The organism is Streptosporangium sandarakinum, from assembly GCF_013409935.1.
Lineage (GTDB): Bacteria > Actinomycetota > Actinomycetes > Streptosporangiales > Streptosporangiaceae > Streptosporangium > Streptosporangium nondiastaticum.
The window spans coordinates 933,301-957,804 of the sequence record NZ_JACCCO010000003.1; the positions used below are offsets into that span (position 1 = coordinate 933,301).

The 24,504-nt window shown below is 74.2% G+C and carries 19 protein-coding genes; 12 read left to right on the forward strand and 7 right to left on the reverse strand.

Annotated features, from left to right (window positions below):
* Nucleotides 1–315 precede the first annotated feature (315 nt).
* The 3 genes from HDA43_RS30535 (at nt 316) to HDA43_RS30545 (ending at nt 3,248) form a co-directional block, all read left to right on the forward strand.
* Nucleotides 316–1,560 (forward strand): serine hydrolase domain-containing protein, encoded by a 1,245-nt coding sequence (locus HDA43_RS30535; RefSeq protein WP_312873619.1) that lies wholly within the window; start codon nt 316–318, stop codon nt 1,558–1,560.
* A gap of 32 nt (nt 1,561–1,592) precedes the next feature.
* On the forward strand, nt 1,593–2,234 hold the full coding sequence (locus tag HDA43_RS30540) for a ThuA domain-containing protein (RefSeq protein ID WP_218912690.1): 642 nt from the start codon (nt 1,593–1,595) through the stop codon (nt 2,232–2,234).
* Between the two features lie 114 nt (nt 2,235–2,348).
* The gene (locus tag HDA43_RS30545; RefSeq protein ID WP_179827767.1) at nt 2,349–3,248 is read left to right on the forward strand and encodes a TIGR03564 family F420-dependent LLM class oxidoreductase; all 900 of its coding nucleotides are present in this window, start codon (nt 2,349–2,351) and stop codon (nt 3,246–3,248) included.
* Nucleotides 3,249–3,365: 117 nt separating this feature from the next.
* Here the strand turns inward: HDA43_RS30545 and HDA43_RS30550 are convergent, their stop codons facing one another.
* A complete protein-coding gene (locus HDA43_RS30550; RefSeq protein ID WP_179827768.1) occupies nt 3,366–5,879 on the reverse strand; it encodes an ABC transporter permease in 2,514 nt (837 codons plus the stop codon).
* The gene (locus tag HDA43_RS30555; protein WP_246424761.1) at nt 5,873–6,697 is read right to left on the reverse strand and encodes an ABC transporter ATP-binding protein; all 825 of its coding nucleotides are present in this window, start codon (nt 6,695–6,697) and stop codon (nt 5,873–5,875) included. The genes HDA43_RS30550 and HDA43_RS30555 overlap by 7 nt, the downstream gene beginning before the upstream one ends.
* Before the next feature lie 202 nt (nt 6,698–6,899).
* Here HDA43_RS30555 and HDA43_RS30560 point away from each other — a divergent pair, with 202 nt between their 5' ends.
* Complete coding sequence (locus HDA43_RS30560) at nt 6,900–8,228, forward strand: sensor histidine kinase (protein WP_179827770.1); 1,329 nt, start codon at nt 6,900–6,902, stop codon at nt 8,226–8,228.
* Between the two features lie 106 nt (nt 8,229–8,334).
* Nucleotides 8,335–8,964 (forward strand): response regulator, encoded by a 630-nt coding sequence (locus HDA43_RS30565; RefSeq protein ID WP_179827772.1) that lies wholly within the window; start codon nt 8,335–8,337, stop codon nt 8,962–8,964.
* A gap of 88 nt (nt 8,965–9,052) precedes the next feature.
* Here the strand turns inward: HDA43_RS30565 and HDA43_RS30570 are convergent, their stop codons facing one another.
* The gene (locus tag HDA43_RS30570; protein WP_312873620.1) at nt 9,053–9,646 is read right to left on the reverse strand and encodes a hypothetical protein; all 594 of its coding nucleotides are present in this window, start codon (nt 9,644–9,646) and stop codon (nt 9,053–9,055) included.
* Nucleotides 9,647–9,651: 5 nt separating this feature from the next.
* On the reverse strand, nt 9,652–10,629 hold the full coding sequence (gene dapD, locus HDA43_RS30575) for a 2,3,4,5-tetrahydropyridine-2,6-dicarboxylate N-succinyltransferase (protein ID WP_179827774.1): 978 nt from the start codon (nt 10,627–10,629) through the stop codon (nt 9,652–9,654).
* Nucleotides 10,630–10,897: 268 nt separating this feature from the next.
* Here dapD and thrS point away from each other — a divergent pair, with 268 nt between their 5' ends.
* Nucleotides 10,898–12,871, forward strand: coding sequence for a threonine--tRNA ligase (gene thrS / locus HDA43_RS30580; protein WP_179827776.1), 1,974 nt, complete (start codon nt 10,898–10,900; stop codon nt 12,869–12,871).
* 181 nt (nt 12,872–13,052) lie between these two features.
* Complete coding sequence (locus HDA43_RS30585) at nt 13,053–13,604, forward strand: HIT family protein (RefSeq protein ID WP_229811480.1); 552 nt, start codon at nt 13,053–13,055, stop codon at nt 13,602–13,604.
* Here HDA43_RS30585 and HDA43_RS30590 read toward each other — a convergent pair.
* The 3 genes from HDA43_RS30590 to HDA43_RS30600 all read right to left on the reverse strand — a co-directional run bounded on the left by HDA43_RS30590 (nt 13,547) and on the right by HDA43_RS30600 (nt 19,722).
* Nucleotides 13,547–15,670: a hypothetical protein gene (locus HDA43_RS30590; protein ID WP_179827779.1), complete on the reverse strand. Its 2,124-nt coding sequence runs from the start codon at nt 15,668–15,670 to the stop codon at nt 13,547–13,549. The two genes, HDA43_RS30585 and HDA43_RS30590, sit on opposite strands and share 58 nt — an antisense overlap.
* A gap of 96 nt (nt 15,671–15,766) precedes the next feature.
* A complete protein-coding gene (locus HDA43_RS30595) occupies nt 15,767–17,386 on the reverse strand; it encodes a glycoside hydrolase family 10-like protein (protein WP_179827780.1) in 1,620 nt (539 codons plus the stop codon).
* A 203-nt stretch (nt 17,387–17,589) separates the two neighbouring features.
* Nucleotides 17,590–19,722 carry an elongation factor G-like protein EF-G2 gene (locus tag HDA43_RS30600; protein ID WP_179827781.1) on the reverse strand — a complete coding sequence of 711 codons (2,133 nt, stop codon included), beginning with the start codon at nt 19,720–19,722 and terminating at the stop codon, nt 17,590–17,592.
* Nucleotides 19,723–19,918: 196 nt separating this feature from the next.
* Between HDA43_RS30600 and pgsA the strand changes: the two genes are divergently transcribed.
* The 5 genes from pgsA (at nt 19,919) to HDA43_RS30625 (ending at nt 24,409) form a co-directional block, all read left to right on the forward strand.
* A complete protein-coding gene (gene pgsA / locus HDA43_RS30605) occupies nt 19,919–20,536 on the forward strand; it encodes a phosphatidylinositol phosphate synthase (RefSeq protein WP_179827782.1) in 618 nt (205 codons plus the stop codon).
* A 10-nt stretch (nt 20,537–20,546) separates the two neighbouring features.
* Nucleotides 20,547–21,461 carry a phosphatidylinositol mannoside acyltransferase gene (locus HDA43_RS30610; protein WP_179827783.1) on the forward strand — a complete coding sequence of 305 codons (915 nt, stop codon included), beginning with the start codon at nt 20,547–20,549 and terminating at the stop codon, nt 21,459–21,461.
* Between the two features lie 94 nt (nt 21,462–21,555).
* Nucleotides 21,556–22,683: a glycosyltransferase family 4 protein gene (locus tag HDA43_RS30615; protein ID WP_179827784.1), complete on the forward strand. Its 1,128-nt coding sequence runs from the start codon at nt 21,556–21,558 to the stop codon at nt 22,681–22,683.
* The gene (locus HDA43_RS30620; protein WP_179827785.1) at nt 22,680–23,219 is read left to right on the forward strand and encodes a LemA family protein; all 540 of its coding nucleotides are present in this window, start codon (nt 22,680–22,682) and stop codon (nt 23,217–23,219) included. Before HDA43_RS30615 ends, HDA43_RS30620 begins: the two co-directional genes overlap by 4 nt.
* Nucleotides 23,220–23,392: 173 nt before the next feature.
* A complete protein-coding gene (locus HDA43_RS30625) occupies nt 23,393–24,409 on the forward strand; it encodes a DUF3048 domain-containing protein (protein WP_179827787.1) in 1,017 nt (338 codons plus the stop codon).
* The last annotated feature ends 95 nt before the right edge of the window (nt 24,410–24,504 follow it).

The window sequence follows — 24,504 nt, forward strand, 5'->3', positions numbered from 1 at the left end:
TCCTGATCCGCCGGCCGTACGGAGGTCCGGCCGTCCGGGTCCCCGCGCGGCGCGGGAGACGGAGGGGACGGAGCGGAGGACGGGAGAGCGGGCTCCTGACGGCACCGGTTCGGCCATGCGGCAATGATGCTCCCGTTTCCGGCCGGGCGCAGCGGCCCCGGTGCCGCCTTCCGGAGAGAATTCCGTGCCCCGCGGGGGTTCCGGCTCCTTCCACGACCCCGTCCGCGCGGAACGTTCCACACGTCGGCGGAGATCACCGCAGGTCCGGGCCGTGATAGTAAAGACCCTCGAAGTTTTCCGTACACGGGGGGCAAAGTGACGACGATCAGCCGGCGGCGGCTTCTCCAGGCGGGCGCGGGGGTCGTGCCCGCGCTCGCGCTCGGCGCCCGGCCCGCCGAGGCCGCGACCATCACCACGGGCGTCGTGCCGAGCGCGCTCGCCGGGTTCGACAACGCGATGAAGACCTACATCGCGGAACGCGACATCGGGTGCGCCCAGCTCGCGGTCGCCCGCAAGGGGAAGATCCTCCTCGCCCGCGGCTACGGCGTCTACGGACGGTCGGGGACCCTGCGGAAGGTGCAGCCCACCTCCCTCTTCCGGGTCGCCAGCCTGAGCAAGAACGTCACGGGGGCCGCGATCGCCCGGCTGGCCCAGGACGGCAAGCTGAACCTCGGGGCGTCGGTGGCGTCCCTGCTGGGACTGTCCACCACGGCCGACCCGCGCCTGGCGAAGGTCACCGTCTGGCGGCTGCTGCAGCACACCGGCGGCTGGGACCGCGGCGCGTCGCCGGACCCGCTCTGGGCGGACCACGCGATCTCCGCGTCGCTCGACGTGCCGCTGCCGATCGACCACGCCGACATCATGAAGTGGACGACCGCCAGGAAGCTCGACTTCGACCCCGGTTCCAAGCACGTCTACAGCAACTACGGGTACATGCTGCTCGGCCGGATCATCGAGAAGGTCTCCGGCATGAGCTACGAGTCGTACGTCAGGCAGAAGCTCCTGGCGCCCCTCGGGATCACCCGGCCGATGCTGGGCGGCAGCCTCGCGTCGGAGGCCGCCTCCATCGAGGTGCCCTACACCTCGAAGTACACCAACAAGACCGTCCTCAACGACTCGGGCACGGTCGTGCCGTACCCCTACGGCGGCTTCAACATGCCGAACCAGGACGCCAACGGCGGCTGGCTCGCCTCGGCCGTCGACATGGTCAAGTGGGGGTTCGCCTTCGACGCCGCCGGGCCGGTGCTGAACTCGACGTCGATCTCCCGGGTGTTCGCCAAGCCCGAGACGGGCGTGAACTCAGGCGGCTCGTGGTACGGCTTCGGCTGGTACGTCCGCAACAACAACGAGGGCGGGCTCAACACCTGGCACAACGGTTCCATGCCCGGCACGTTCGCCTTCCTGGCGAGGATCCAGAACGGCGTCAGCTACTGCGCGATCTTCAACCGCCGGGAGGAGGAGGGCACCCCGGACTTCGACTCGATCGACCCGATCCTGGGCAAGGCCGCCTCCGGCGTGAAGACGTGGCCGACGACGGACCTCGCGCCGAGGTACTTCTGACGATGCGGCCGGGGGAAGAGGGAGGGCGTCGCGTGAGCCGGGTTCTGGTCTTCTCCCGCACGACCGGGTTCCGGCACGACTCCATCCCCGCCGGGGTGGAGGCGATCCGGCGGCTCAACGCCGGGACGGAGGCCACCGAGGACCCCGGCGTCTTCACCCCGGACGGTCTCGCCGGCTTCGCCGCGGTCGTGTTCATGAACACCAACGGCGAGGTGCTCACCGACGCCGGCCGGGCCGCCCTCGAGGCGTACGTGCGGGGCGGCGGCGGCTTCCTCGGCGTGCACTCCGCGGCGGCGACCGAGTACGGGTGGCCGTTCTACGGCGACCTGGTCGGCGCGTGGTTCGACCGGCACCCGGAGGTGCAGCCCGCCACGATAACGGTCTGCGACCGGGACCACCCGGCCACGGCCCACCTGCCGGCCGCCTGGACGCGCGTCGACGAGTGGTACGACTTCCGCTCCCGCCCCGACGCGCGCGTGCTGCTGCGGGTGGACGAGCCGACCTACGAGGGCGGAGCCATGGGCGCCGACCACCCCGTCGCCTGGTGCCACGAGCGGCTCGGCGGCCGGTCCTTCTACACCGCTCTCGGCCACACGATCGAGTCGTACGCCGAGCCGGCCTTCCGCGAACACCTGGCCCGGGCGCTGGAATGGGTGACCCGGGCCGATGGATAGGAGGCGGCCGACCGGCGATCCCGGCGCGCGGCTGGTGACGATGTCGAGCGACGGGACCGGCGGGCGAACATCGTTCTAGACTGGCCGGACCCACCAGAACGGAGTTCGGTAACGATGCGAGTCGGACTGTTCATCACCGAGCCCAAGGGGCCGGCCGCGCTGGGCAAGCTGAGAGACCGGATCGCCCGTGGCGCCGACGACGGCTTCTCCTCGGCATGGATCTCCAACATCTTCGGCCTCGACGCGCTGACCGCCCTGGCCGTCGCCGGGAGCGCGGTGCCCGGCATCGAGCTCGGCACCGCGGTCGTGCCCAGCTACCCCCGCCACCCCGCGGCGCTCGCCCAGCAGGCGCTCACCGTCAACGCCGCCCTGGACGGGCGTCTGGCCCTCGGCATCGGGCTGTCGCACCGGATCGTGATCGAGGACATGTACGGCTACGGCTTCGACAGGCCCGCCCGCCACATGCGCGAGTACCTGTCGGTCCTGCTGCCCCTGGTCCGGGGTGAGCGGGCGGACTTCGACGGCGAGACGCTCAGGGCGCACGTGCAGCTGTCCACCCCGGGCGCGGGGGACATGCCCGTCCTCATCGCCGCGCTGGCGCCCCGCATGCTCAGTCTCGCGGGGGAGAAGGCCGACGGCACCGTACTGTGGATGACCGGCCCCAAGACCGTCGCCGGGCACGTGGCGCCCGCGGTGACCGAGGCGGCGCGGGCCGCCGGGCGGCCCGCGCCGAGGATCGTGTGCGCCCTGCCGGTCTGCGTCACCGACGACGCCGAGGCCGCCAGGACCCGCGCAGGGGAGGTGTTCGCCGGTTACGGTGACCTGCCCTCCTACCGGGCGATGCTCGACCGCGAGGGGGCCGCGGGCCCGGCCGACGTGGCGATCGTCGGAAACGAGGACGAGGTCGCGGCGCAGCTCGCCGCGCTCGCCGAGGCCGGGGTCACCGACTTCGTCGCCGCCGAGTACGTCCGGGACGACGACCGCACCCGCCGCTTCCTCAAGACGCTCCTCTGAGCGGCGCCCGCCTCTGAACGGCCGTCTCTGAGCGACCGCCGATCCCTTGAGAGCCCCGCCCGGTTCCTGAGAGCCCGCCCCGCCGCCGCCCGGCCCCTCCGCCGGGCGGCGGGCGGATCAGCGGGCCCGCCGGGCGGCTCCCAGGACGGAGAGCACCCCGGCGGCCACGGCCAGCACCAGGCAGGCGCCCACCACGCCCAGCACGGCCGGCCAGGGAACGATCAGCGGGACGGACGCGCCGACCCGCCGGCTCAGCCCGGAACGGATCCCGAGCAGCGCGGGCAGCGCGACCGCCGCGCCCAGCAGGCTCCCCATCACCGTCACGAGCGCCGACTCGGCGGCCACCACGCCCAGCACCTGCCGGGGCGTCGCCCCCGAAGCGCGCAGCACCCGGAACTCGCGGACGCGGCCGGACGCGGCCATGAACAGTGTGTTGGCGACCGCGACGCCGGTGTACCCGACCGCCGTGCCGACCAGGACCAGGGTGAAGAGCCACACCAGGCGGTCGTCCTCGTCCCGGGAGCTCGCCGCGTAGGCGGCCGGGCCGAGCGCCCTGGCCCCGAGCGGCCCGAGGCGGTCCGCGCCGGGGGCCGGCCCGGGGAGCAGGATCTCGGGGGTCAGCGCCGAGGGATCGTGCGCCCGCACCACGTCGCGCGGCAGCAGGAACGCCGCCGGCGCGTCACCGGCCACGGCCGCCACCCGCAGCGGCTCGGCGCGGCCGTCCTCGAAGGTCAGCCGGATCGTGTCGCCCGCCCGCCAGCCGCGCTCCGCCGCGACCCACCGGGCGACGACCACGGTCCCGGGGCCGCCGGAGCCCTCGCGGCCCTGCGGGAGATCCCCCGCCTTCCGCGCCCGGCCCGCCTCGCCCGGGGAGTCCGTTCCGGCACGCGGGGCACCGCCGGAGCCGCCCGTCTCCCACGCGGCGGCCCCCAGGGCCGCCTGGGGCGGCATGCCGTCGGGGTGGACCGTGGTGGGCAGCGGAACGCCGCCCGCCGTACTCCCCGCGCCACCGTCCGCCGTGTCTCCGGTGACGCGGCCCGCCGTGCCTCCGGCCGCGGCGACCACGGCGTCCGACAGGCCCGGGACGCCGTCGGCGGGCACCACCACCGCCTCCGCCCGCACGACCGCGGTGCGGCCCAGCGCGAACGCGCCCGCCGTCGTCTGCACCATGCCGGTGACCAGTACGGCGAAGCCCACGGTGAGCAGGACCGGCGCGGTCGTCGACGCGGTGCGGCGGATCGCGGCCAGCGAGCCCTCCCGCACCAGCGTCCAGGTGGCCCCCCGGGCCCGGGACGGCGGCCACAGCAGCGCCCGCACGACCGGCGGCAGCACGGCGGGCGCGAGCAGGGCGATCCCCACGGTCAGCGCCATCGCGGCGAGGAGGGCGAGGGTCACGATCTCCTCCGGCCGGGTGCCGGCCACCGCGACCGCGACGGCGATCCCGGCGGCGGTGAACGCCGAGCCCAGGAGCAGGCGCGCGCGGGTCATCGGCCGCCGGTCGGCCCCGGCCTCGCGCAGCGCCTCCAGCGGCGACGTCCGGGCCGCGCGCCGCGCCGCCGACCAGGTCCCCAGCAGGGCCACGACCAGCCCGCCGCCGAACGCCGCGGCCGGCGGCCACGCCGTGATCCGCACCGAGAAGCCCGGCGGTTCGAACCCGGCCGCCACCAGCAGGTCGCCGAACACCGGCGCCAGGGCGATCCCTGCCGCCACGCCCGCCAGGGCGGCCGCGACGCCGACCGCCAGGGCCTCGCCGCGCACCATCCTGCGGACCTGCCGGGGCGTGGCCCCGACGGCGCGCAGCAGGCCGAGGTCGCGCCGCCGCCGCATGACGCCGAACGCGAACGTCGACGCCACCACGAAGACCACCGCGAACCCGGACAGGCTCGCCATGGCCGTCAGCACCTGCGTGCCGATCCACCGGGTCCGCGCGTCGGCCTTCGTCTCCAGCGCCGCCCGCGCGTCGCCCGAGAGCACCTCGCCGAGGCTCCCGGCGGCCGTCCGGGCCGCCGCCTCGACCGCGGCGAGGTCCGCGCCCGGCGCCGTGCGCAGCCCGATCACCCGCACCCCGCCGGACAGCCGGGCCGCCGCGGCGTCGCCGAGGTAGAGGCCCGGCCCGTCCGCGGTGCCGGAGACGGCGTACGGCACGGGCCCGGCGGCGGTCAGCAGCGTGACCGCCGACCCCGGCGCCAGGCCGAGGGCGTGCTCCACCACGACCTCGCGGTCCCCGGAGGGCGGCGACCCGGACACCAGCCGGTGGGGCGCGAGGGCGGCGCTCGACCAGGGCCGCCCCTCCACCCGGCCGGGGTCGGGGCGGCCGCCGATGACGGGCTGGGCGTAGAAGGAGCGGTCCGGGACGGCCGCGACCACCCCGGGGACGGCCTTCAGCCGGTCCGTCAGCAGGCGGACCGTCTCCGGCGGCCAGGGCCGGTCCGCCAGGAAGGAGCCGTCGGCCTGGACGGCCGCGGGAGCGCGCACGAGCACGGCCGTTCCGGCGTACCGGGCGGGGACGCGCGGCCCCGCCGAGGTGAACACCAGCGCCGTCATCGACACCAGCGCCACGCCCAGGAAGAGGGCGACGAACGCGCCGGCGAAACCGGCCCGGCCGCCCCGGACCATGTCCAGACTCAGCATGATCCCTCCAGGGCGGCCATGCGGACGGCGATCGCCTCGGCCCGCAGGCGCAACCCGGCCGGGCCGGCCCCGCCCACGTCTCCCCGGTCGCCCGGAGCGGTCATCTCGTCGGCGATCCGGCCGTCGGCCATCAGGACCACCCGGTCGGCGTGCGCGGCGGCGACGGGGTCGTGGGTCACCATGACCACGGTCTGCCCCTGCCGGTCCACCACGTCGCGGAGCAGCGCCAGCACCTCCCGCGAGGTCCGGGTGTCGAGCGCCCCGGTGGGCTCGTCGGCGAAGAGCACCGCGGGCCGGGTGACCAGCGCCCTGGCGACGGCGACGCGCTGCCGCTCACCGCCGGACAGCTCGTCCGGCCGGTGACCGGCGCGCCCGCTCAGGCCCACCTCGGCCAACGCCGCGCGGATCTCCGCACCCGGAGGCCGCACCCCGGCCAGTCGCAGCGGCAGCGCCACGTTCTGCTCGGCGGTGAGCGCCGGGACCAGGTTGAACGACTGGAACACGAAGCCCACCCGCCCACGGCGCAGTAACGTCAGCCCGGTCTCGTCCAGCGGGCCGAGGTCGGTCCCGTCGACGATCACCTGCCCCCGGGTGGGCCGGTCCAGCCCGGCGGCGCAGTGCAGCAGGGTGGACTTCCCAGAGCCCGAGGGGCCCATCACCGCCGTGAACGTCCCGGCCCGGAAGCCGATCGTCATGTCGTCCAGCGCGGTCACCGCGTGGGGGGCGGCGCCGTACACCTTGCTCACCGACCGCAGCAGGACCACTTCGGCCGCGGGTTCCGGCGTCTTCGCCGCGTCCGTCGTCATCTCGATCGTCATGGTCCAACCCAAGGACGGCGGAGCCGCCGGCGCACTGGTGGAGACAGGACAGGCGATACTCCACCTGGCACTACCGTCACCGCGCGCCGGAATCTGTAGCGTCGACCCCGTGCATCACCCCTCCGGCCGTCCCCCCGGCGTTCCCGGCGCGCCCGGTGTCTCTGACGCGCCCGGTGCTCCCGGCGCGTCCGGTGTCTCCGGCATGTCCGGTGTTCCCGGCGCGTCCGGCGTTCCCCGCGTTCCCGGCCGCGTCCCGGACCCCCTTGAGGTCCCCCTCCTTCTGCCGGGGGACGGGCCGCGGGCGCCCCGGACCGCGCTGCGGGCCCTCACCGGCCACCCCCTGGGCTTCCTGCGGACGTCCTGGCCGTGGCGGTCCCTGGCGTACCTGCTGTCGGGCACGGTGTTCGGTGCGGTCCCCGCCCTGGTGGTCTGGCTCGCGGTCGCCGCCGGGCCCGTGGCGGCGGTGGCGGTGGTGGCGGTCGCCGCCGTGCCGGGCGCGCTGCTGGCCGGCCGCTACGAGCGGTGGCTGCTGCGGCTGGTGGAGACCGCGCCCATCGCCGACCCGCACGCCGCGCCCCCCGCCCCGGGCCCGCGTGCCTGGCTCCGTACCCGGCTGGGGGAGCAGGCCACCTGGCGCGAGGCCGGCCACACGCTGCTGGCGGTCACCGCGCTGTGGTGGATCGACCTGGGCTTCGTCGGCGTCGGCGTCTGGATACCGGGCCTGCTGCTGTCGGCGCCGCTCCAGCCGAGCTCCCCCCTCGGCCCCGCCCTCAGCCTGCTCGTGTCCCTGGGCGGGGTCGCGCTGCTGCCGCTGGCCGCCTACCCGGTGACCATCTGGGCCGGCGCCCGCGCCACCCTGGTCAGGACGCTCCTGTCCGACCCCGGCGCCGAGCTGGCCGAGATCACCCGATCCCGGGCCCGTCTGGCCGACGCCTTCGAGGCCGAGCGGCGCCGGATCGAGCGGGACCTGCACGACGGCGCCCAGCAGCGGCTGGTCGCGCTGACGCTCGCGCTCGGCATGGCCCGGCTCGACCTCCCGGCCGGATCGCCCGCCGCGGACCGGGTCGCCGAGGCGCACGAGCACGCCCTGCTGGCCCTGGCCGAGCTGCGTGAGCTGATCCGCGGCATCCACCCGCGCGTCCTCACCGACCTCGGCCTGCCCGACGCGGTGCTCGACCTCGCCGGGCGCTCGCCCGTCCCGGTCGAGACGGACGTCGTGCTGCCCCGGCGGCCACCGCCGGCGGTCGAGATCACCGCGTACTTCACGGTCGGCGAGGCGCTGACCAACGTCGCCCGGCACAGCGGGGCGAGCCACTGCCTGGTCCGGGGCCGCCTCGTCAGCGAGGACCCGCGGTCCGGCGGGATACTCGTGCTGGAGGTGCACGACGACGGCGACGGCGGGGCCGACCCGGCCGCCGGCACCGGGCTGGCGGGGCTGGCCGACCGGCTCGCCGTGGTCGGTGGCGTGATGTCGCTGTCCAGCCCGGCCGGAGGCCCTACCCTGCTGCGAGTGGAGATCCCGTGCCCCTGACCGTCCGCCGGGAAGACCGCCCGCGCACCCGCCGAACCGCCGCGAGCGGAGACCCCGTGCCGCCGGCCACCCGCCCGCGGGCCCGCCGATCCGAGGAGGAGGCGTCGTGCGCGTAGTCCTGGCCGAGGACTCGGTCCTGCTCCGCGAGGGGCTGGCCGGGCTGCTGGAGCGGTTCGGTCACACCGTGGCCGCGGCCGTCGGGGACGCCCCGGCGCTCACCGCCGCCGTCGCCGAGCACGAACCCGACATCGTGGTGACCGACGTGCGGATGCCGCCCGGCTTCACCGACGAGGGCCTGCGCGCCGCCTTCGCCCTGCGCGCCGTACGGCCCGGCCTGCCGGTGCTGATCCTCAGCCAGTACGTCCAGCAGGCGTACGTCGCCGAGATCATGGGTCCCGGGATCGGCTACCTGCTCAAGGACCGGATCGGGCACGTACGGGAGTTCGCCGACGCCGTGGAGCGGGTCGCCGCGGGCGGCACCGTCGTCGACCCCGAGGTGGTCAGGCAGTTGCTGGCGCACCGCCGCGACCCGCTGCGCCGGCTCACCCCGCGCGAGCGCGAGGTGCTGGCCCTGGTCGCGGAGGGCCGCTCCAACGCCGCCGTCGCCCGGTCCCTGGTGGTCACGGAGGCGGCGGTGGCCAAGCACATCGCGAACATCTTCGCCAAGCTCGACCTCCCCCTGGCGGGGGACGACCACCGCCGGGTCCTCGCCGTCCTCGCCTACCTCCGGGGCTGAGGGGCGGCCGGTGCGCCCCTCGGCCCCGGAGCCGGCGGACGGCCGGTCCCGGTCCCGCTTCGCCGGATCGGGACCGGGACCGGGCCCGTCAGACTCCGAAGGCGCTCAGCGTCGGCCAGGCCGAGCCCACCCCCGCCAGGACCCCGGCGGCGACCTGGGCCGGGGTGTGGTGGGTCAGCCGTACCCGCGCCCAGCAGACCACCGCGGTGACCGCCGCGCCGGCCACGAGCGTCGGTACGGCGGGCAGCACGTGGGCCAGCACCACCACGGTGCCCGCCGACACGGCCGCGTGGAAGGAGATCTTCCACCGCAGCGTGACCGGGACCGTCACCGCCAGCGCGGCCAGCATCGCGGTCACCGTGGCCACCAGCAGCCGGGGCGCCCCCAGGCCCGCCAGCAGCACCAGCGCCGCCAGCACCGCGGCGACCGCCACCAGCAGCGGCCCCGTACGGCGGGCCCGATCGACCAGGTGGTGGGAGTCCAGCCGCCCCGACCGGACCCCCGCGTAGATCACCCCCGCCGGGACGCCCCCGCACAGCGCCGAGGCGACCAGCCCCCAGGCGGCGGCGGGCGGGCCGCCGGCGAGCAGCCCGACGACCGGCGGGAGCGCGATGACCAGCACCTGGGGCGCGAACAGCCCGGTGATCCACCGCGCAGCCGCGGTGGCCCTGTCCGGCGTCACCGCCGTCAGTCGTTGGCGTGCAGCGCGCTGTTGAGCTCGATGCCGGTGCCCCGCCGGGGGACGACCTCGACGGCGCCGGAGGTGGAGTTGCGGCGGAACAGCAGTCCCGGCTCACCCGACAGCTCGGCGGCCTTGACCACCCGGCCGTCCGGGAGGGCGACCTTGGTCCCCGCGGTGACGTACAGGCCCGCCTCCACGACGCAGTCGTCGCCGAGGGAGACGCCGATGCCGGCGTTGGCGCCGAGCAGGCAGCGCCGCCCGACGGAGATGACCTCCTTGCCGCCGCCGGAGAGGGTGCCCATGATCGAGGCGCCGCCGCCGACGTCGGAGCCGTCGCCCACGACCACGCCCGCCGAGATGCGGCCCTCGACCATGGAGGCGCCGAGCGTGCCGGCGTTGTAGTTGACGAAGCCCTCGTGCATCACGGTCGTGCCGGACGCCAGGTGCGCGCCGAGGCGGACACGGTCGGCGTCGGCGATCCGGACCCCCGCCGGGACGACGTAGTCGACCATCCGCGGGAACTTGTCGACGCCGTACACGGTCACCGGGCCGCGGGCGCGCAGCCGCAGCCGCGTCCGCTCGAAGCCCTCCACCGCGCACGGGCCCTGGCTCGTCCACACCACGTTGCCCAGCAGGCCGAACACGCCGTCGAGGTTCAGCCCGTGCGGCGCGACGAGGCGGGACGACAGCAGGTGCAGGCGAAGGTAGACGTCGTGGGTGTCGGCCGGGGCCTCCGACAGCTTGGCGATGCCGGTCCGCACCGCGACCACCTCCACGCCGCGGGCCTCGTCCGGGCCGAGCAGCGCGGCGACGTCCGGGCCGAGCGCCTCGGCGGCCTCCTCCGCCGACAGCCGCTCGGTGCCGGAGATGGGCGGCTCTCCCAGCTCGGGGGCGGGGAACCAGGTGTCGAGGACGGTCCCGCCCGCGGTGATGGTCGCGATGCCGGCGCCGTACGCGCCGGAGGTCTGGGCTGCTGCGTTCACCCTCCCAAGGGTAGTCAAACCCACCGCCGCGACGTGCCCGGGCCGATCTTGGCGCGCCGGTGCGCGAGCCGGTGCGCCATCGGGAGGCAACCGGGAGGCAACCGGGACGCCACCGGGACGCCACCGCGGCGCCGGGGCCGGTCACGGCGGCGGCACGGTCACGGCGCGGTCGCGATGTCCCCGAGGCCGAGACGCCCGGGATATCGCCCGCCCGGCACCGGTAGCATCGGTGGGACAGACCGATGTCGTCGTCTCCCAGGGAGCAACCGTGTCCGCCGTGCCAGAACTTCGTGTCACCCTCGCCGGAGCCGAGCGCGTGGTGGCGGAGGGCACGACGTACGGCGACGTGCTCGAGGCCGACGGCCGCTCGGTGGTCGCCGCCCGCGCCGGCGGCGAGCTGAAGGACCTCGCCGCCCGCGTCGCCGACGGCGACGTGATCGAGCCGGTGGCGGTCGACAGCCCCGACGGCCGGGCGATCGTGCGCCACTCCACCGCCCACGTCATGGCCCAGGCCGTCCAGGAGATCTTCCCCGAGGCGAGGCTCGGCATCGGCCCGCCCGTCGAGAACGGCTTCTACTACGACTTCGACGTCGAGAACCCGTTCACCCCCGACGACCTCAAGCGCATCGAGAAGCGCATGCGCGAGATCGTCAAGCAGGGGCAGACCTTCTCCCGCCGTCCCGTCTCCGACGACGAGGCCCGCGAGGAGCTGGCCGCCGAGCCGTACAAGCTGGAGCTGATCGGCCTGAAGGGCGGCGCCTCCGCCGAGGACGGCGCGAACGTCGAGGTGGGCGCCGGCGAGTTGACGATCTACGACAACCACGACCCCAAGAGCGGGAAGCTGTGCTGGAAGGATCTGTGCCGCGGCCCGCACGTGCCGACCACCCGGTCCATCCCGGCGTTCAAGCTCATGCGCTCCGGCGGCGCCTACTGGCGGGGCAGCGAGAAGAACCCGCAGCTCCAGCGGATCTACGGCACCGCCTGGGAGTCGCGCGAGAAGCAGGACGAGTACCTCCACCTGCTGGAGGAGGCCGAGAAGCGCGACCACCGCAAGCTGGGCGCCGAGCTCGACCTGTTCTCCTTCCCCGACGAGCTGGGCTCGGGCCTGCCGGTCTTCCACCCCAAGGGCGGCGTGATCCGCCGCGTCATGGAGGACTACTCCCGCAAGCGGCACGAGGAGGCGGGTTACTCCTTCGTCAACACCCCGCACATCACCAAGGGCCACCTGTACGAGGTCTCCGGCCACCTCGACTGGTACCGCGACGGCATGTTCCCGCCCATGGAGCTGGAGGGCGCGGAGTACTACCTCAAGCCGATGAACTGCCCGATGCACAACCTGATCTTCGGGGCGCGCGGGCGGTCCTACCGCGAGCTGCCGCTGCGGCTGTTCGAGTTCGGCACCGTCTACCGCTACGAGAAGTCCGGCGTCATCCACGGCCTGACCCGGGTGCGCGGCATGACGCAGGACGACGCGCACATCTACTGCACCCGCGAGCAGATGCGCGACGAGCTGACCTCGCTGCTGCGCTTCGTGCTCGACCTGCTGCGCGACTACGGCCTGGAGGACTTCTACCTGGAGCTGTCCACCAAGGACCCGGAGAAGTTCGTCGGCTCCGACGAGGTGTGGGAGGAGGCGACCGCGACGCTCCGTGAGGTCGCCGAGGCGGAGAAGCTGGAGCTGGTCCTCGACCCGGGCGGCGCCGCCTTCTACGGTCCCAAGATCTCCGTGCAGGCGCGTGACGCGATCGGCCGCTCCTGGCAGATGTCGACCATCCAGCTCGACTTCAACCTGCCCGAGCGGTTCGGGCTGGAGTACCAGGCGGCCGACGGCACCCGCAAGCGGCCCGTCATGATCCACCGGGCGCTGTTCGGCTCGATCGAGCGGTTCTTCGGCGTGCTGGTCGAGCACTACGCCGGCGCCTTCCCCGCCTGGCTCGCCCCGGTGCAGGTCGTCGGCATCCCGATCGCCGAGGCCCACGCGCCCTACCTGCAGGACGTCGCCAAGAAGGCCCGCGAGCGGGGCATCCGCATCGAGGTGGACGCCTCCGACGACCGGATGCAGAAGAAGATCCGCAACGCCCAGAAGTCGAAGGTGCCGTTCATGCTGCTGGCCGGCGACGACGACATCGCGGCCGGCGCGGTCTCCTTCCGGTTCCGCAACGGCGAGCAGAAGAACGGCGTCCCGGTCGACCAGGCCATCGACGAGATCGTCGACGCGATCGAGCGCCGCGTCCAGGTCTGACGCCCCGTCCGACCCGTTTCCGGCCGCGGCGGGCTTCCGCCGCGGCCGGCGCGCGTCCCGGCAGGCGTACGGCACGGCCGGCGCGGCCGGGAGACGCGCGCCCGCCGTCCCCGCGCCGGAGGCCCGCCGCGGCCGGGAGGCGCCGGTCCCCCGAAGGTCGCGGGGCAATATGCTGAACGCCATGAGCGAAGAGCCGCAGGCGCAGCACGGGGCAGGCACGCCGGACGCGTTCGAGAGGCTGTGGACTCCGCACCGGATGGCCTACATCAAGGGCGCCAACAAGCCGACCGGCGCGGGGCCCGACGACGGCTGCCCGTTCTGCGACATCCCCCGGATGAGCGACGAGGACGGCCTGGTCGTCGCCCGCGGCACGTCGGTCTTCGCGGTGCTCAACCTCTACCCGTACAACTCCGGGCACATGATGGTCTGCCCCTACCGGCACGTGTCCGACTACGCCGACCTCGACGCCGGGGAGACCGCCGAGCTCGCCGACTTCACCAAGCGCGCGCTGACCGCCCTGCGCAAGGCCAGCGGCGCGCAGGGCTTCAACGTCGGCATGAACCTCGGCGCGGTGGCCGGCGCGGGCATCGCCGCGCACCTGCACCAGCACGTGGTGCCCCGCTGGGGCGGCGACACCAACTTCATGCCGGTGGTCGGCCACACCAGGGTGCTGCCTCAGCTCCTGCGTGACACCCGCGAGCTCCTCGCGGGCTGCTGGCCCGCCTCCGCGTAGGCGGGGGACGCGCCGCCCCGCAGCGCCTGGACGCCCGCCGACAGCACCAGCGGCAGCCCCAGGGCGAGCGCCATGGACAGCACGGCCGCGCCGGAGTCGTTGACCAGCATGCCCACCACCCCGCTGACGAGGGTGCCGATCAGCCCGGCCTTCAACGCGGGGGAGTGGTCGAACGCCGCCGGCAGCACCCCGGCGCTCGCCGTCCCCGGCCGCAGCAGCCCGTAGACCAGGAACGCCGCCGCGGCCAGCACGATCGGCATCAGGTTGGGGCTGAGCAGGGTGTTCAGCATCGCGCCGAGCTTGCGGGCGATCACCTCCAGCGCCTCGCCGGTGATCACCTGGCCGACGAACCTCCCCAGGTGCGTCTGCGACCCGGGCGGGCGCAGGTGGTCGAGGAAGGCGATGGCCATCACGGTGACACCGCCGGCCACGCAGAACGAGCCCAGCTTGACGATCGACACCCTCCGGCCGGCCAGCAGCAGGGAGGCCACCGCGATGCCCGGCACGAAGGCGATCACCCCGCCGAAGTCGCTGCCCACCCCCGGCCAGCCGCCCAGGATCATCGCCGCGCAGCCCGGGACCGCCACGGCGGCGACCGCGGCCGTCCGCCGGTCGCGCGCGGTGAGCCGATGGGCGAACGCGGTGGCCAGCAGCAGCACCGAGGTGGCGAAGAGCGCGAACGGGATGTTGCCCAGGCCGTAGTAGCGGGCGCCGACCACCGCGGTGTAGCCCATCACGCTGTTCAGCTGCAGCGGGGTGCCGGTGAGCAGGTCGCCGGCGAGCACCGCGGCGGTGACCCCGGCGACGACGGCCAGCGGCCCGAGCGGGTCGCGCCGCCACGGACCGGCCAGCGCCATCGCGGCCAGCGCCGCCGTGATCGCGGCGATCCCGCCGGTCAGCGCGAGCGCCGGCGCCCCGGCGTGCCGCCAGGGCAGCAGGTTGACCAGGTACGTCGACACCGGCAGCGCGGCCAGCGCCAGGGCGGCCACCCGGATCGCCCCCGTTCCGCGCCTGCGGCGCATCAGCAGGAACGCCACCAGGTAGAAGGCCACCTGCAGCACGGCGACGGAGGTGAAGAACACCCCGCTCAGATCCCTGATCGTCTGGCCGGCCCGGTCGGCGCCGGCCAGCTCGTCCCGCGCCGCCCCGACCCCGCCGGTACGGCCGCCGGCCCGCCAGGGCACGCCGATCACCGTGTCCGGGACGGGGACGCCCGCCGCGGTGAGGACCGTCGCGGTGACGTCGGGGAGGATCGTGACGTCCTCGCGGTGGGTGGAGGCCGCCCCGAGGAAGCGGCCCGCGACGTCCGCGCCGCGCATCATGGCCACCCGCAGGTGCGGGGTGTTCCCGTGGTCGGACAGGCCGGCCAGCAGCACCCGGGTGTCCGGCGGCAGCGCGGCCAGCACCGCGCCGACCGCGGCGTCGGCGTCCCGCAGCGCCCGCGCCCGCCTGTCCGGGCCGAGCGCGTCCTCGGCGCCGGACAGCCGGCCGCCGGCCAGGTAGGGGCGGATCAGGTCGTCCACGTCCACGGCGGCCACCGGGCACCGGGTGAAGGCGTCCGCGGGCAGGTCCGGCAGGTTCGCGGGGGAGGGGGCGTAGACGTCGACCGCGCCCCGCCGGTCGGCCAGGGCCAGCGCCGCGCCCGGCCCGACGGCGAGCGTGCACGCGCCGGCGGCGTGGACGGCCTCGCCGAGCGCGCCGGAGTTCCGCTGGCGGGCGACCCGGAACAGGTAGTCGTAGCCGGGGACGACCGCGCCGGCGCCGGAGGGCTCGGGCGTGGGCGGCAGTCCGCATCCGTAGCCGACCGACGACCGGACCCCGGCCGACACGGTCAGCCACCCGTCGTAGGGGCAGGTCACCTTGCCGACGGTGCGGACCGACAGCGAGCCGACCGCGCTCTGGCCGGCCAGCCGCCACAGGTTCGGGGTGGCGTCCGGCCCGAGGTCGCTCCACTGCAGGCCGGGGACGCCGATCAGCGCCACCCGCCCGGCGGGCTGGGCCGCCTGCGCCGTTCCCGGCCACAGCGCGCTCACCAACATCGCAAACGCGACGAGCGTCCGCTTCACCGACGACCTCCCATACGGCGGGCAACGCTGGAACCGTAGGGGAAGATCATGGTGCCGGTCCACCCACCGGCGTGACGGCGGGTCGCGGCCCCGGGATCAGGGCGCGGTGACCCGGGCGGGGTCGCTCTCGTGGCCGAGGCGGTCCACGGCGGTGACGAGGTAGGCGCCGCCGCCGGGCGCGGTGAACGCCTGACGCGGACCGCCGCCGGCCGGCACGACCGCGACCAGGTGGCGGGCGTCGGCGGTGGCGCACTCGCCGACCTTGCCGGACGGGATCCGGTAGACGGCGTAGGTGCGGGCCCCGGCCGAGGAGTTCCAGCTCAGCGACCCTCCCTGGATTCCCAGGCCGGTGGGCTGGGCGGGGGCCCGGCCGCCGAGGTCCTTCATCAGGGGGAGCAGCGCCGGGCGGTCGTAGTAGCTCTTCGAGATCCGGTTCAGCGCGCCCAGCGGGTTGCTGAGAAGCTGCTTGGCGCTGAAGTACACCTCGCCGCGGATCTGGTCGTACTTGCGGTTGACGGCCAGCTGCGAGGCCAGCTCGCCGGGGCTCCGCCAGGCGCCGCCGGTGCCGACCTGGTAGAGCGCCATGCCGATGTACAGGTGCACCCCGGTGCCCTTGACCTCGTTCGCCCACCACGGCGCCAGCACGTTGTAGTCGGCGGCCTGGAAGCCGCGCGGCCAGTACAGCTGCGGGATGACGTAGTCGACCGTGCCCTTGCGGATCCAGTGGCGGGCGTCGGCGTAGATCGAGTCGTAGGCGGACATGCCGGAGGTGGCCGACCCGGTGCGGTCCTGGGCCTTGTTGCGCCAGATCCCGAACGGGCTGACGCCGAACTTCACGTAGCTCTTCGTCTCGTGGACGGTCTTGTCGACCTGCGCGATCAGCTTGTTGACGTTGGCGCGGCGCCACTCGGCCAGGTTCTGGCCCTTGCCGTACTTCCGGTGGGACGCCTGGTCGCCGAAGCGCCCGCCCGCGCCGGGGTAGGGGTAGAAGTAGTCGTCGAAGTGGACCCCGTCCACGTCGTAGCGCGACACCACGTCCTTGACGACGGCGGTGACGTGGTCGCGCACCTGGGGGAGCCCCGGGTCGTAGTACAGGCGGCCCTCGTAGGGGATGGTCCAGTCGGGGTGCAGCCGGGCCGGGTGGTTCGCCGGCAGCCGGTTCGCCCCGCCCTCGAAGGAGGCGCGGTAGGGGTTGAGCCAGGCGTGGAACTCCAGCCCCCGCCGGTGGGCCTCGGCGGTCAGGAAGGCCAGCGGGTCCCAGCCGGGGTCCTTGCCGGCCTTGCCGGTGAGGTATTTCGACCAGGGCTCCAGGCTGGACCTGTAGAGGGCGTCGGAAGCGGGCCGGATCTGGACGAACACCGCGTTGAACCGGCGCTTGACGGCCTCGTCGAGGATCCTGGTGTACTCCGCCTGCTGCCGGGCCACGGGCAGGCCGGCCCGTGACGGCCAGTCGAGGTTGTCCACCGTGGCGATCCACACGCCGCGCAGCTCCCGCTTGGGGTGCTCCGGGTCGGGGGTGCAGGCCGCCGTGGAGCCTCCGGCGCCGCTGCTCCCGGCGGTCTCGGAGCCGGTTCGGGACGTGGCCTTCCCGCCGTCGGCGGCCCGCTTCAGCGCGGGGGGCTTGGCGGCCGGCGCGTCGGGGCCGAACGCGTAGGCGGCGCCGTTGGCGGCGACGGCGAGGGCGGCTGCGGCGAGCAAAGGACGTCCGGTTCGCATGGTTCCTCAGTCTGGCACCGCGAACGATCTGCTTTGGCCCGATAAAAGAAATCGTTTCGTGATGCCGGTGTGACGCTTGCCCGATTCTTGGGGGAGGCGTGGACGTACGGCCGGCGCCTCCCCTCTGATCGGCGGCCGGCGTTCCCGGACCGGAGGCCGGCCGGCGGCCTCCGGTCCGTTTCCGGTCCGTTTCCGGTCCATGGTCAGCCGGCGACCTTCTCCACGAGGTGCGGCGGAAGCGGCTCGTAACGCAGGAACGACCGCTGGAACGTCCCGGTGCCGTGGGACATCGACCGCAGGTCGATGGCGTAGCGGGTGATCTCCAGCTCGGGGATCTCGGCGCGGACCAGCGTGCGCCCGACGCCGACCGGCTCGGTGCCCAGCACCCGGCCCCGGCGTGACGACAGGTCGGACATCACCGCGCCGACGTAGTCGTCGGCGACCAGCACCGACACCTCGTCGACCGGCTCCAGCAGCAGGGTCGGCACCTTGGCCGCCGCCTCCTTCAGCGCCAGCGCCCCGGCGATCTGGAACGCCATGTCGGAGGAGTCGACCGGGTGCGCCTTGCCGTCGTAGAGCGTCACCCGCACGTCCACCATGGGGTAGCCGGCCACCACGCCGCGCTGCATCTGCGTGCGCACGCCCTTCTCCACCGACGGGATGAACTGGCGCGGCACCACACCGCCGACGATCTTGTCGACGAACTCGAACCCGCCACCGGAGGGCAGCGGCTCGACCTCCAGGTGGCAGATGGCGAACTGCCCGTGGCCGCCGGTCTGCTTGACGTTGCGGCCCATCGCCTGGCACCTGCCGCCGAAGGTCTCCCGCAGCGGCACCCGCAGGTCCACCTTCTCCACCTCGACGCCGTGCCGCCGGCTCAGCCGGTCCAGCAGCACGTCGGCGTGGGCCTCGCCCATGCACCACAGCACGAGCTGACGGGTCTCGGCGTTGTTCTCCAGCCGGAGCGTCGGGTCCTCGGCGACCAGCCGCTGCAGCGCCTGGCCGAGCTTGTCGTCGTCGGCCTTCGACCTCGGCTGGATCGCCACCGGCAGCAGCGGGTCGGGCATCGTCCAGGCCCGCATCAGCAGCGGCCGCTCCTTGTCGGAGAGGGTGTCGCCGGTCTCGGCCCGCGACAGCTTGGCCACCGCGACGATGTCGCCGGCCACGCACCTGCCCACCGTGCGCTGCTGCTTGCCCAGCGGCGACGACAGCGCGCCGATCCGCTCGTCCACGTCGTGGTCCTCGTGGCCTCGGTCGCCCAGGCCGTGCCCGGAGACGTGCACGGCCATGTCGGGCCGCAGCGTCCCGGAGAACACCCTCACCAGGCTGATCCGGCCCACGTAGGGGTCGCTGGTGGTCTTGACGACCTCGGCCACCAGCGGACCCTCGGGGTCGCAGGAGACGCCGGGGACCGGCCTGCCGTCCACCGAGGTGACCTCCGGCAGCGGGTGCTCCAGCGGGGAGGGGAAGCCCTGCACGATGAGGTCGAGCACCTCCTTGGCGCCCACGCCGCCGCCGGTGGCCAGCACCGGATAGAAGCCGCCGCGCGCGACCGCCTTCTCCAGGTCCTCGATGAGGACCTTGGGGTCGATCTCCTCGCCGGAGAGGTAGCGGTCCATCAGGGACTCGTCCTCGCTCTCCTGGATGATCCCCTCGATCAGCGGGCCGCGGTGCTGCTCGATCCGCTCCTGGTAGTCGGGGCCGGGGGCGTTCTCGGTCCGGGAGCCGGTGGCGTAGTTGCAGAACCTCTGGGTGATCAGGCCGATCAGGCCGTTCAGGCGGCCGTTGGTGACCACCGGCAGGTACAGCGGCGCCACGCCCTCGCCGAACGCCTCCTGGCAGGTGGCCAGGACCTCCTCGAAGTCGGCCCGCTGGTGGTCGTTCTTCGTGATGACCACGGCCCTGGGCATGCCGACCGCGGCGCACTCGTCCCAGATCATTCGGGTCAGGCCGTCCATGCTCTCCGCCGCCGAGACCACGAACAGCGCCGCGTCGGCGGCACGCAGCCCGGCGCGCAGGTCGCCGACGAAGTCGGCGTAGCCGGGGGTGTCCAGCAGGTTGATCTTGATGCCGTTGTGCACCAGCGGCGCCACGGAGAGGTTCACCGAGCGCTGCTGGCGGACCTCGACCTCGTCGAAGTCGCTGACCGTGGTGCCGTCCTCGACCCGGCCGGCCCGCTGTACGGTGCCGGTCGCCGTGAGCAGCGCCTCCACCAGGGTCGTCTTGCCCGATCCGGAATGGCCGACCAGCGCCACATTGCGCACCATGTCGGGGCGGTCGGCCTCGGGTGCCCTGCCCGCGGCTCCCGCTGCTCCGCCTCCAGCCTTATCTGCCACGTCGCCTCCCGCGTCGTTGCCGAAGGGGCGCGGCCAGGCGCGGCCACACCCCATCCGCCGCCGCGTCCGTCCACCGCAAGGACGCGGTGTGTTCACCAAATACCCATGTGGCGAATATCACAAGAGCTCCGCACCGATCCGCTTGCGGAGCGTTGGATGCGCGCTCCATGACGGTGTGGCCTACGATCGGACCGCGATGCTGAAACTTCTGCGCCCCGCCGTGACCCGCGTGCTGACCCCCCTGGGCAGAGCCCTCATCCGCCGTGGGATCAGCCCCGACATGGTCACTGCCGCCGGAACGCTCGGCACGGTCGCCGCAGCACTCTTCTTCTATCCCCGGGGAGAGTTGTTCCCCGGCTCGCTCGTGATCACGTTTTTCGTCCTGGCAGATCTTCTCGACGGGGTCATGGCCCGGATGACGGGCCCCGGGAGCGTCTGGGGGGCCTTCCTCGACTCCACCCTCGACCGCGTGGGCGACGCCGGGATCTTCTCCGGGCTGGTGATGTGGTTCGTGGTGAGCGGCCAGCGGACGCTGGCCGGGGTCGCCCTGTTCTGCCTCGTCGCCGGGGCCGTCGTCTCCTACGTCAAGGCCCGGGCCGAGGGTCTGGGCCTGTCGTGCGACGTCGGGCTCGCCGAACGGCCCGAGCGCCTGGTCATGGTCCTGGTCTCGGCCGGGCTCGGCGGCCTCGGCGTGCCGTACATCCTGGCGGCGGGACTGTGGCTGCTCGCCGCCGCCAGCGCGTTCACCGTCGTCCAGCGCCTGCTCCACGTCCGCCGCCAGGCCGCCTCCACCTCTCCACGCCCCCTCCGCTGAGGAAAGAACGATGAACGACAAGCCGTCACCGCAGGATCGTCTCGTGGCGGCCGGCTTCGGCGCCGGCTGGGCGGTCGTGCCCCGCCTGCCCGAGCCCCTGACCGCCTGGGCCTTCAGGACGGCCGCCGACCGGCTGTGGAAGCGCCGCGGCAAGCAGGTGCTCCGGCTGGAGGCCAACCTCGCACGGGTCAAGGGCACCTCCCCGGACGACCCGGCGATCCGGGAGCTGAGCCGCGCGGGCATGCGCTCCTACTTCCGCTACTTCCACGAGGTGTTCCGGCTGCCCTCGATGCGCCCCGAGGAGATCCTGGCGCGCACCCACGCCCACAACGCCGAACGGGTCTACGAGATCCTCGGCAGAGGCCGGGCCGCGGTGTTCGCCCTGCCGCACATGGGCAACTGGGACCAGGCCGGCGCCTGGTTCGTGCAGAAGGGCCACCCGTTCACCACCGTCGCCGAGCGGCTGCGGCCCGAGTCGCTGTTCCACCGCTACACCGCCTTCCGCGAGAGCCTGGGCATGGAGGTGCTGCCGCTCACCGGCGGGGACAACCAGGTCTTCGCCGTACTGGCGCAGCGGCTGCGGGCCGGCCGGCCGGTCGCGCTGCCCGCCGAGCGCGACCTGACCGCGCGGGGGGTGGAGGTGAAGTTCTTCGGCGCGGCCACCCGCATGCCCGCCGGGCCCGCCATGCTCGCCCTGCACACCGGGGTCCCGCTGATCCCGACGATCCTGTCCTTCCGGGGCCGCGACTGGACGGTGCGGTTCTGCGACGAGATCCCCAAGCCCGCCGAGGGCACCCGCCAGGAGAAGGTCGCGGCCCTCACCCAGGACCTCGCCACCGCCTTCGAGAAGGGCATCGCCGAGCACCCCGAGGACTGGCACATGCTGCAGCGGCTGTGGCTCGAGGACCTGGAGCCCCGCGGATGACCGCGGGCTCCGCGCGGGGCGCGCGGCGGACAGAGGAGACGGCGGGCACGGCCCGCACCCGGGAGACACGGCGGACGCGGGAGACGGTGGGGCGATGAGGATCGGCATCGTCTGCCCCTACATGTGGGACGTGCCGGGCGGGGTCCAGGTGCACATCCGCGACCTCGCCGAGGCGCTCATGGACGACGGGCACCAGGTCCAGGTGATCGCCCCGGCGGGCGACGACGCGGCGCTGCCGCCGTACGTGACCTCGGTGGGCCGGGCGGTCCCGGTCCCCTTCAACGGCTCGGTCGCCCGGCTGTCGTTCGGCTTCCTGTCGGCGGGGCGGGTGCGCCGCTGGCTGCGCGAGGGCCGCTTCGACGTGCTGCACGTGCACGAGCCGTTCATCCCCTCGGTGGGCCTGCTGGCCTGCTGGGTGGCCAGGGGGCCGATCGTGGCCACCTTCCACGCCTCCTACGGTCGTTCGCGGGCCTTCTCGGTGGCCTCGCCGGTGATCACGAGTGTGCTGGAGAAGATCACCGCGCGGATCGCGGTGTCCGACGCGGCGCGCAAGACCCTGGTCGAGTTCATCGGCGGCGACGCGGTGCTCATCCCCAACGGGGTGACCGTCGGCCGCTACAGTCACGCCGAGCCGCTGCCCGGCTGGGACGACGGCGAGGTGATCGGCTTCCTCGGCCGGATGGACGAGTCCCGCAAGGGCCTGCCGGTGCTGCTGGAGGCGTTCTCCCTGCTGGCCGCCGAGCGGCCGCGGCTGCGCCTGCTCATCGCCGGGCCCGGCGACGCCGACGAGGTGCTCGGCCGGGTCCCGGCCCGCTTCCACGACCGGATCGGCCTGCTCGGCATGGTCAGCGAGGAGGACAAGGTCCGCGCCTACCACTCGGTGGACGTCTTCTGCGCCCCCAACCTCGGCGGGGAGAGCTTCGGCATCGTGCTCACCGAGGCGATGTCGGCCGGGGCGGCGATCCTCGCCAGCGACATCCCGGCCTTCCGCAAGGTGCTCGGCGACGGCGAGGCCGGCGCGCTGTTCGCCACCGGCGACGCCGCCTCCCTCGCCCGCGAGGCCGCCGCCCTGCTCGACGACCCCGGCCGCCGGGCCGACCTGTCGGAGGAGGCGCGCCGGGCCGTCCGCAAGTACGACTGGTCCACGGTCGCCCGCGACGTGCTGCGCGTCTACGAGACCGTGGCGACCCCCGCCGGGGTGGAGGAGGACGAGGAGTCGTGAGCACCACGCTGATCGCCGTCGTCGGCGCGGTCGTCGTGCTGGTCGCCGTCTACGTCTCCTGGCGGGCCGGCCGGCTGGACCGGCTGCACATCCGCCTGGAGCTGGCCCGCGAGTCCCTGGACGCCGCGCTGGTACGGCGGACCGCCGTCTGCCTGGAGCTCGCGGCCTCGCGCGTGCTGGACCCGGCGACGAGCCTGGTGCTGGCCGCCGCGGCCCACGAGGCCCGTACGGCCGGCGCCGAGGAGCGGGAGCACGCCGAGAGCGACCTGTCGCGCACGCTGCGCGCGGTGGCCGACCAGGACCGCTTCCGTGACCGGCTGTCCGCCGACCCGGCCGGTCGCGAGCTGCTGGCCGAGCTCGACACCGCGGTGGCGAAGGTGGTCTACTCCCGGCGCTTCTACAACAACGCGGTCGGCGTGACCCGGGTCGCCCAGCGCCGCTGGCTGGCTCGCACGCTCCGCCTGGCCGGGCACACCGAGTACCCCGGCTTCTTCGAGATCGACGACGACCCCCCGAAGGCCCTCGCCGCCGGGTGATCCGGGCCGCCTCCGCGCGCTCACCGGCGGTGCGCCGGGGGCCGCCCACCGGATACGCCGGCGGCTCCCGAACGCCCCGATGCCGAATAAGACTCACGAAAGCGGGATAACCGGCAACTGGGACACCGGTAAGCTCGTGCTGGTTTTCAGGCCCGACTTGGAGGAGATGAGCCGTGCGGGTGTCCCGGAAGATCGCCGTCACGCTGGCGGGGGCCGCCGTCCTCGCCCAGGCCGCGGCCTGTTCCTCCGACGAGCCCGCGGCGGGCAAGCAGCCGCAGGCGGCGGCGGAGGGCACGACGCCCGCCGAGACCCCGTCCCCGGAGCCCACCCACCCCTTCACCGGCCTGCCCGGCGCCGTGCGCAGGCCGGTGCTCGCGGCGAAGATCGAGAACACCTCGGCGGGCAAGCCGCAGCTCGGCCTGAGAAGCGCCGACATCGTCTACGTCGAGCAGGTCGAGGCGGGCCTGACCCGCCTCATGGCGATCTTCTCCTCGAAGCTCCCGCCCAAGATCGGCCCGGTGCGCAGCGCCCGCATCTCCGACCTGCACATCCTGCCGCAGTTCGGCAAGCCCGCCCTGGCCTACTCGGGCGTGCAGACCAAGATGATCCCCAAGGTCCAGCAGGCGTCCCTCGTCGACGTCTCCGACAGCAGGGCCCCGGGCGCCTACTTCCGCCAGCCCGGCCGCTACGCGCCCTACAACCTGTTCGCCGAGCCCAGGAAGCTCCTGGCCCAGGCGCCCGGGGTGAGCAAGGCCAAGGACATCGGCTTCACCTTCGGCGACGCCCCCGAGGACGGGACGCCGAGGAAGTCGTTCAGCGTGCGGTACCCGGCGGCCCGCTTCACCTTCACCTGGTCGGACTCGGCCAAGAAGTGGCTGGTCTGGCAGGACGGCAAGAAGGACATGGCCGCCGAGGGCGGCCAGCTCGGCGCCCCGACCATCGTCGTGCAGTACGCCAAGACCGAGCGCTCGGAATTTCACGACCTCAACCAGAGTTATACCCCTCTGGTGCACTCCACCGGCACGGGCAGGGCCGTCGTGCTCCGGGACGGGCAGGCGTTCAAGGCCAGGTGGTCGCGCGAGTCGGAGCGGGACGGCACCGTCTTCACCACCGAGAACGGGGAGCCGATGAACTTCGCCCCCGGCCAGGTGTGGGTCGTCCTGGCCGCGCCCAAGCCCGTCATCCCCTAGGCGGGCTCCCTCCGGGGGCGGCCGGCCGTACAGGATGGCCAAGAAGATCCCCCGAAGGCGACAGATCGGCGTGTGAGGGCATACGCCGATCAACG

Coding starts and splice junctions, on each gene's coding strand:
- HDA43_RS30545 (WP_179827767.1), top strand. CDS start 2,349: ATGCGAGTCGGACTGTTCATCACCGAGCCCAAGGGGCCGGCCGCGCTG.
- HDA43_RS30550 (WP_179827768.1), bottom strand. CDS start 5,879: ATGCTGAGTCTGGACATGGTCCGGGGCGGCCGGGCCGGTTTCGCCGGC.
- HDA43_RS30555 (WP_246424761.1), bottom strand. CDS start 6,697: ATGACGATCGAGATGACGACGGACGCGGCGAAGACGCCGGAACCCGCG.
- HDA43_RS30560 (WP_179827770.1), top strand. CDS start 6,900: ATGTCCGGTGTTCCCGGCGCGTCCGGCGTTCCCCGCGTTCCCGGCCGC.
- HDA43_RS30585 (WP_229811480.1), top strand. CDS start 13,053: ATGAGCGAAGAGCCGCAGGCGCAGCACGGGGCAGGCACGCCGGACGCG.
- HDA43_RS30595 (WP_179827780.1), bottom strand. CDS start 17,386: ATGCGAACCGGACGTCCTTTGCTCGCCGCAGCCGCCCTCGCCGTCGCC.
- pgsA (WP_179827782.1), top strand. CDS start 19,919: ATGCTGAAACTTCTGCGCCCCGCCGTGACCCGCGTGCTGACCCCCCTG.
- HDA43_RS30610 (WP_179827783.1), top strand. CDS start 20,547: ATGAACGACAAGCCGTCACCGCAGGATCGTCTCGTGGCGGCCGGCTTC.
- HDA43_RS30615 (WP_179827784.1), top strand. CDS start 21,556: ATGAGGATCGGCATCGTCTGCCCCTACATGTGGGACGTGCCGGGCGGG.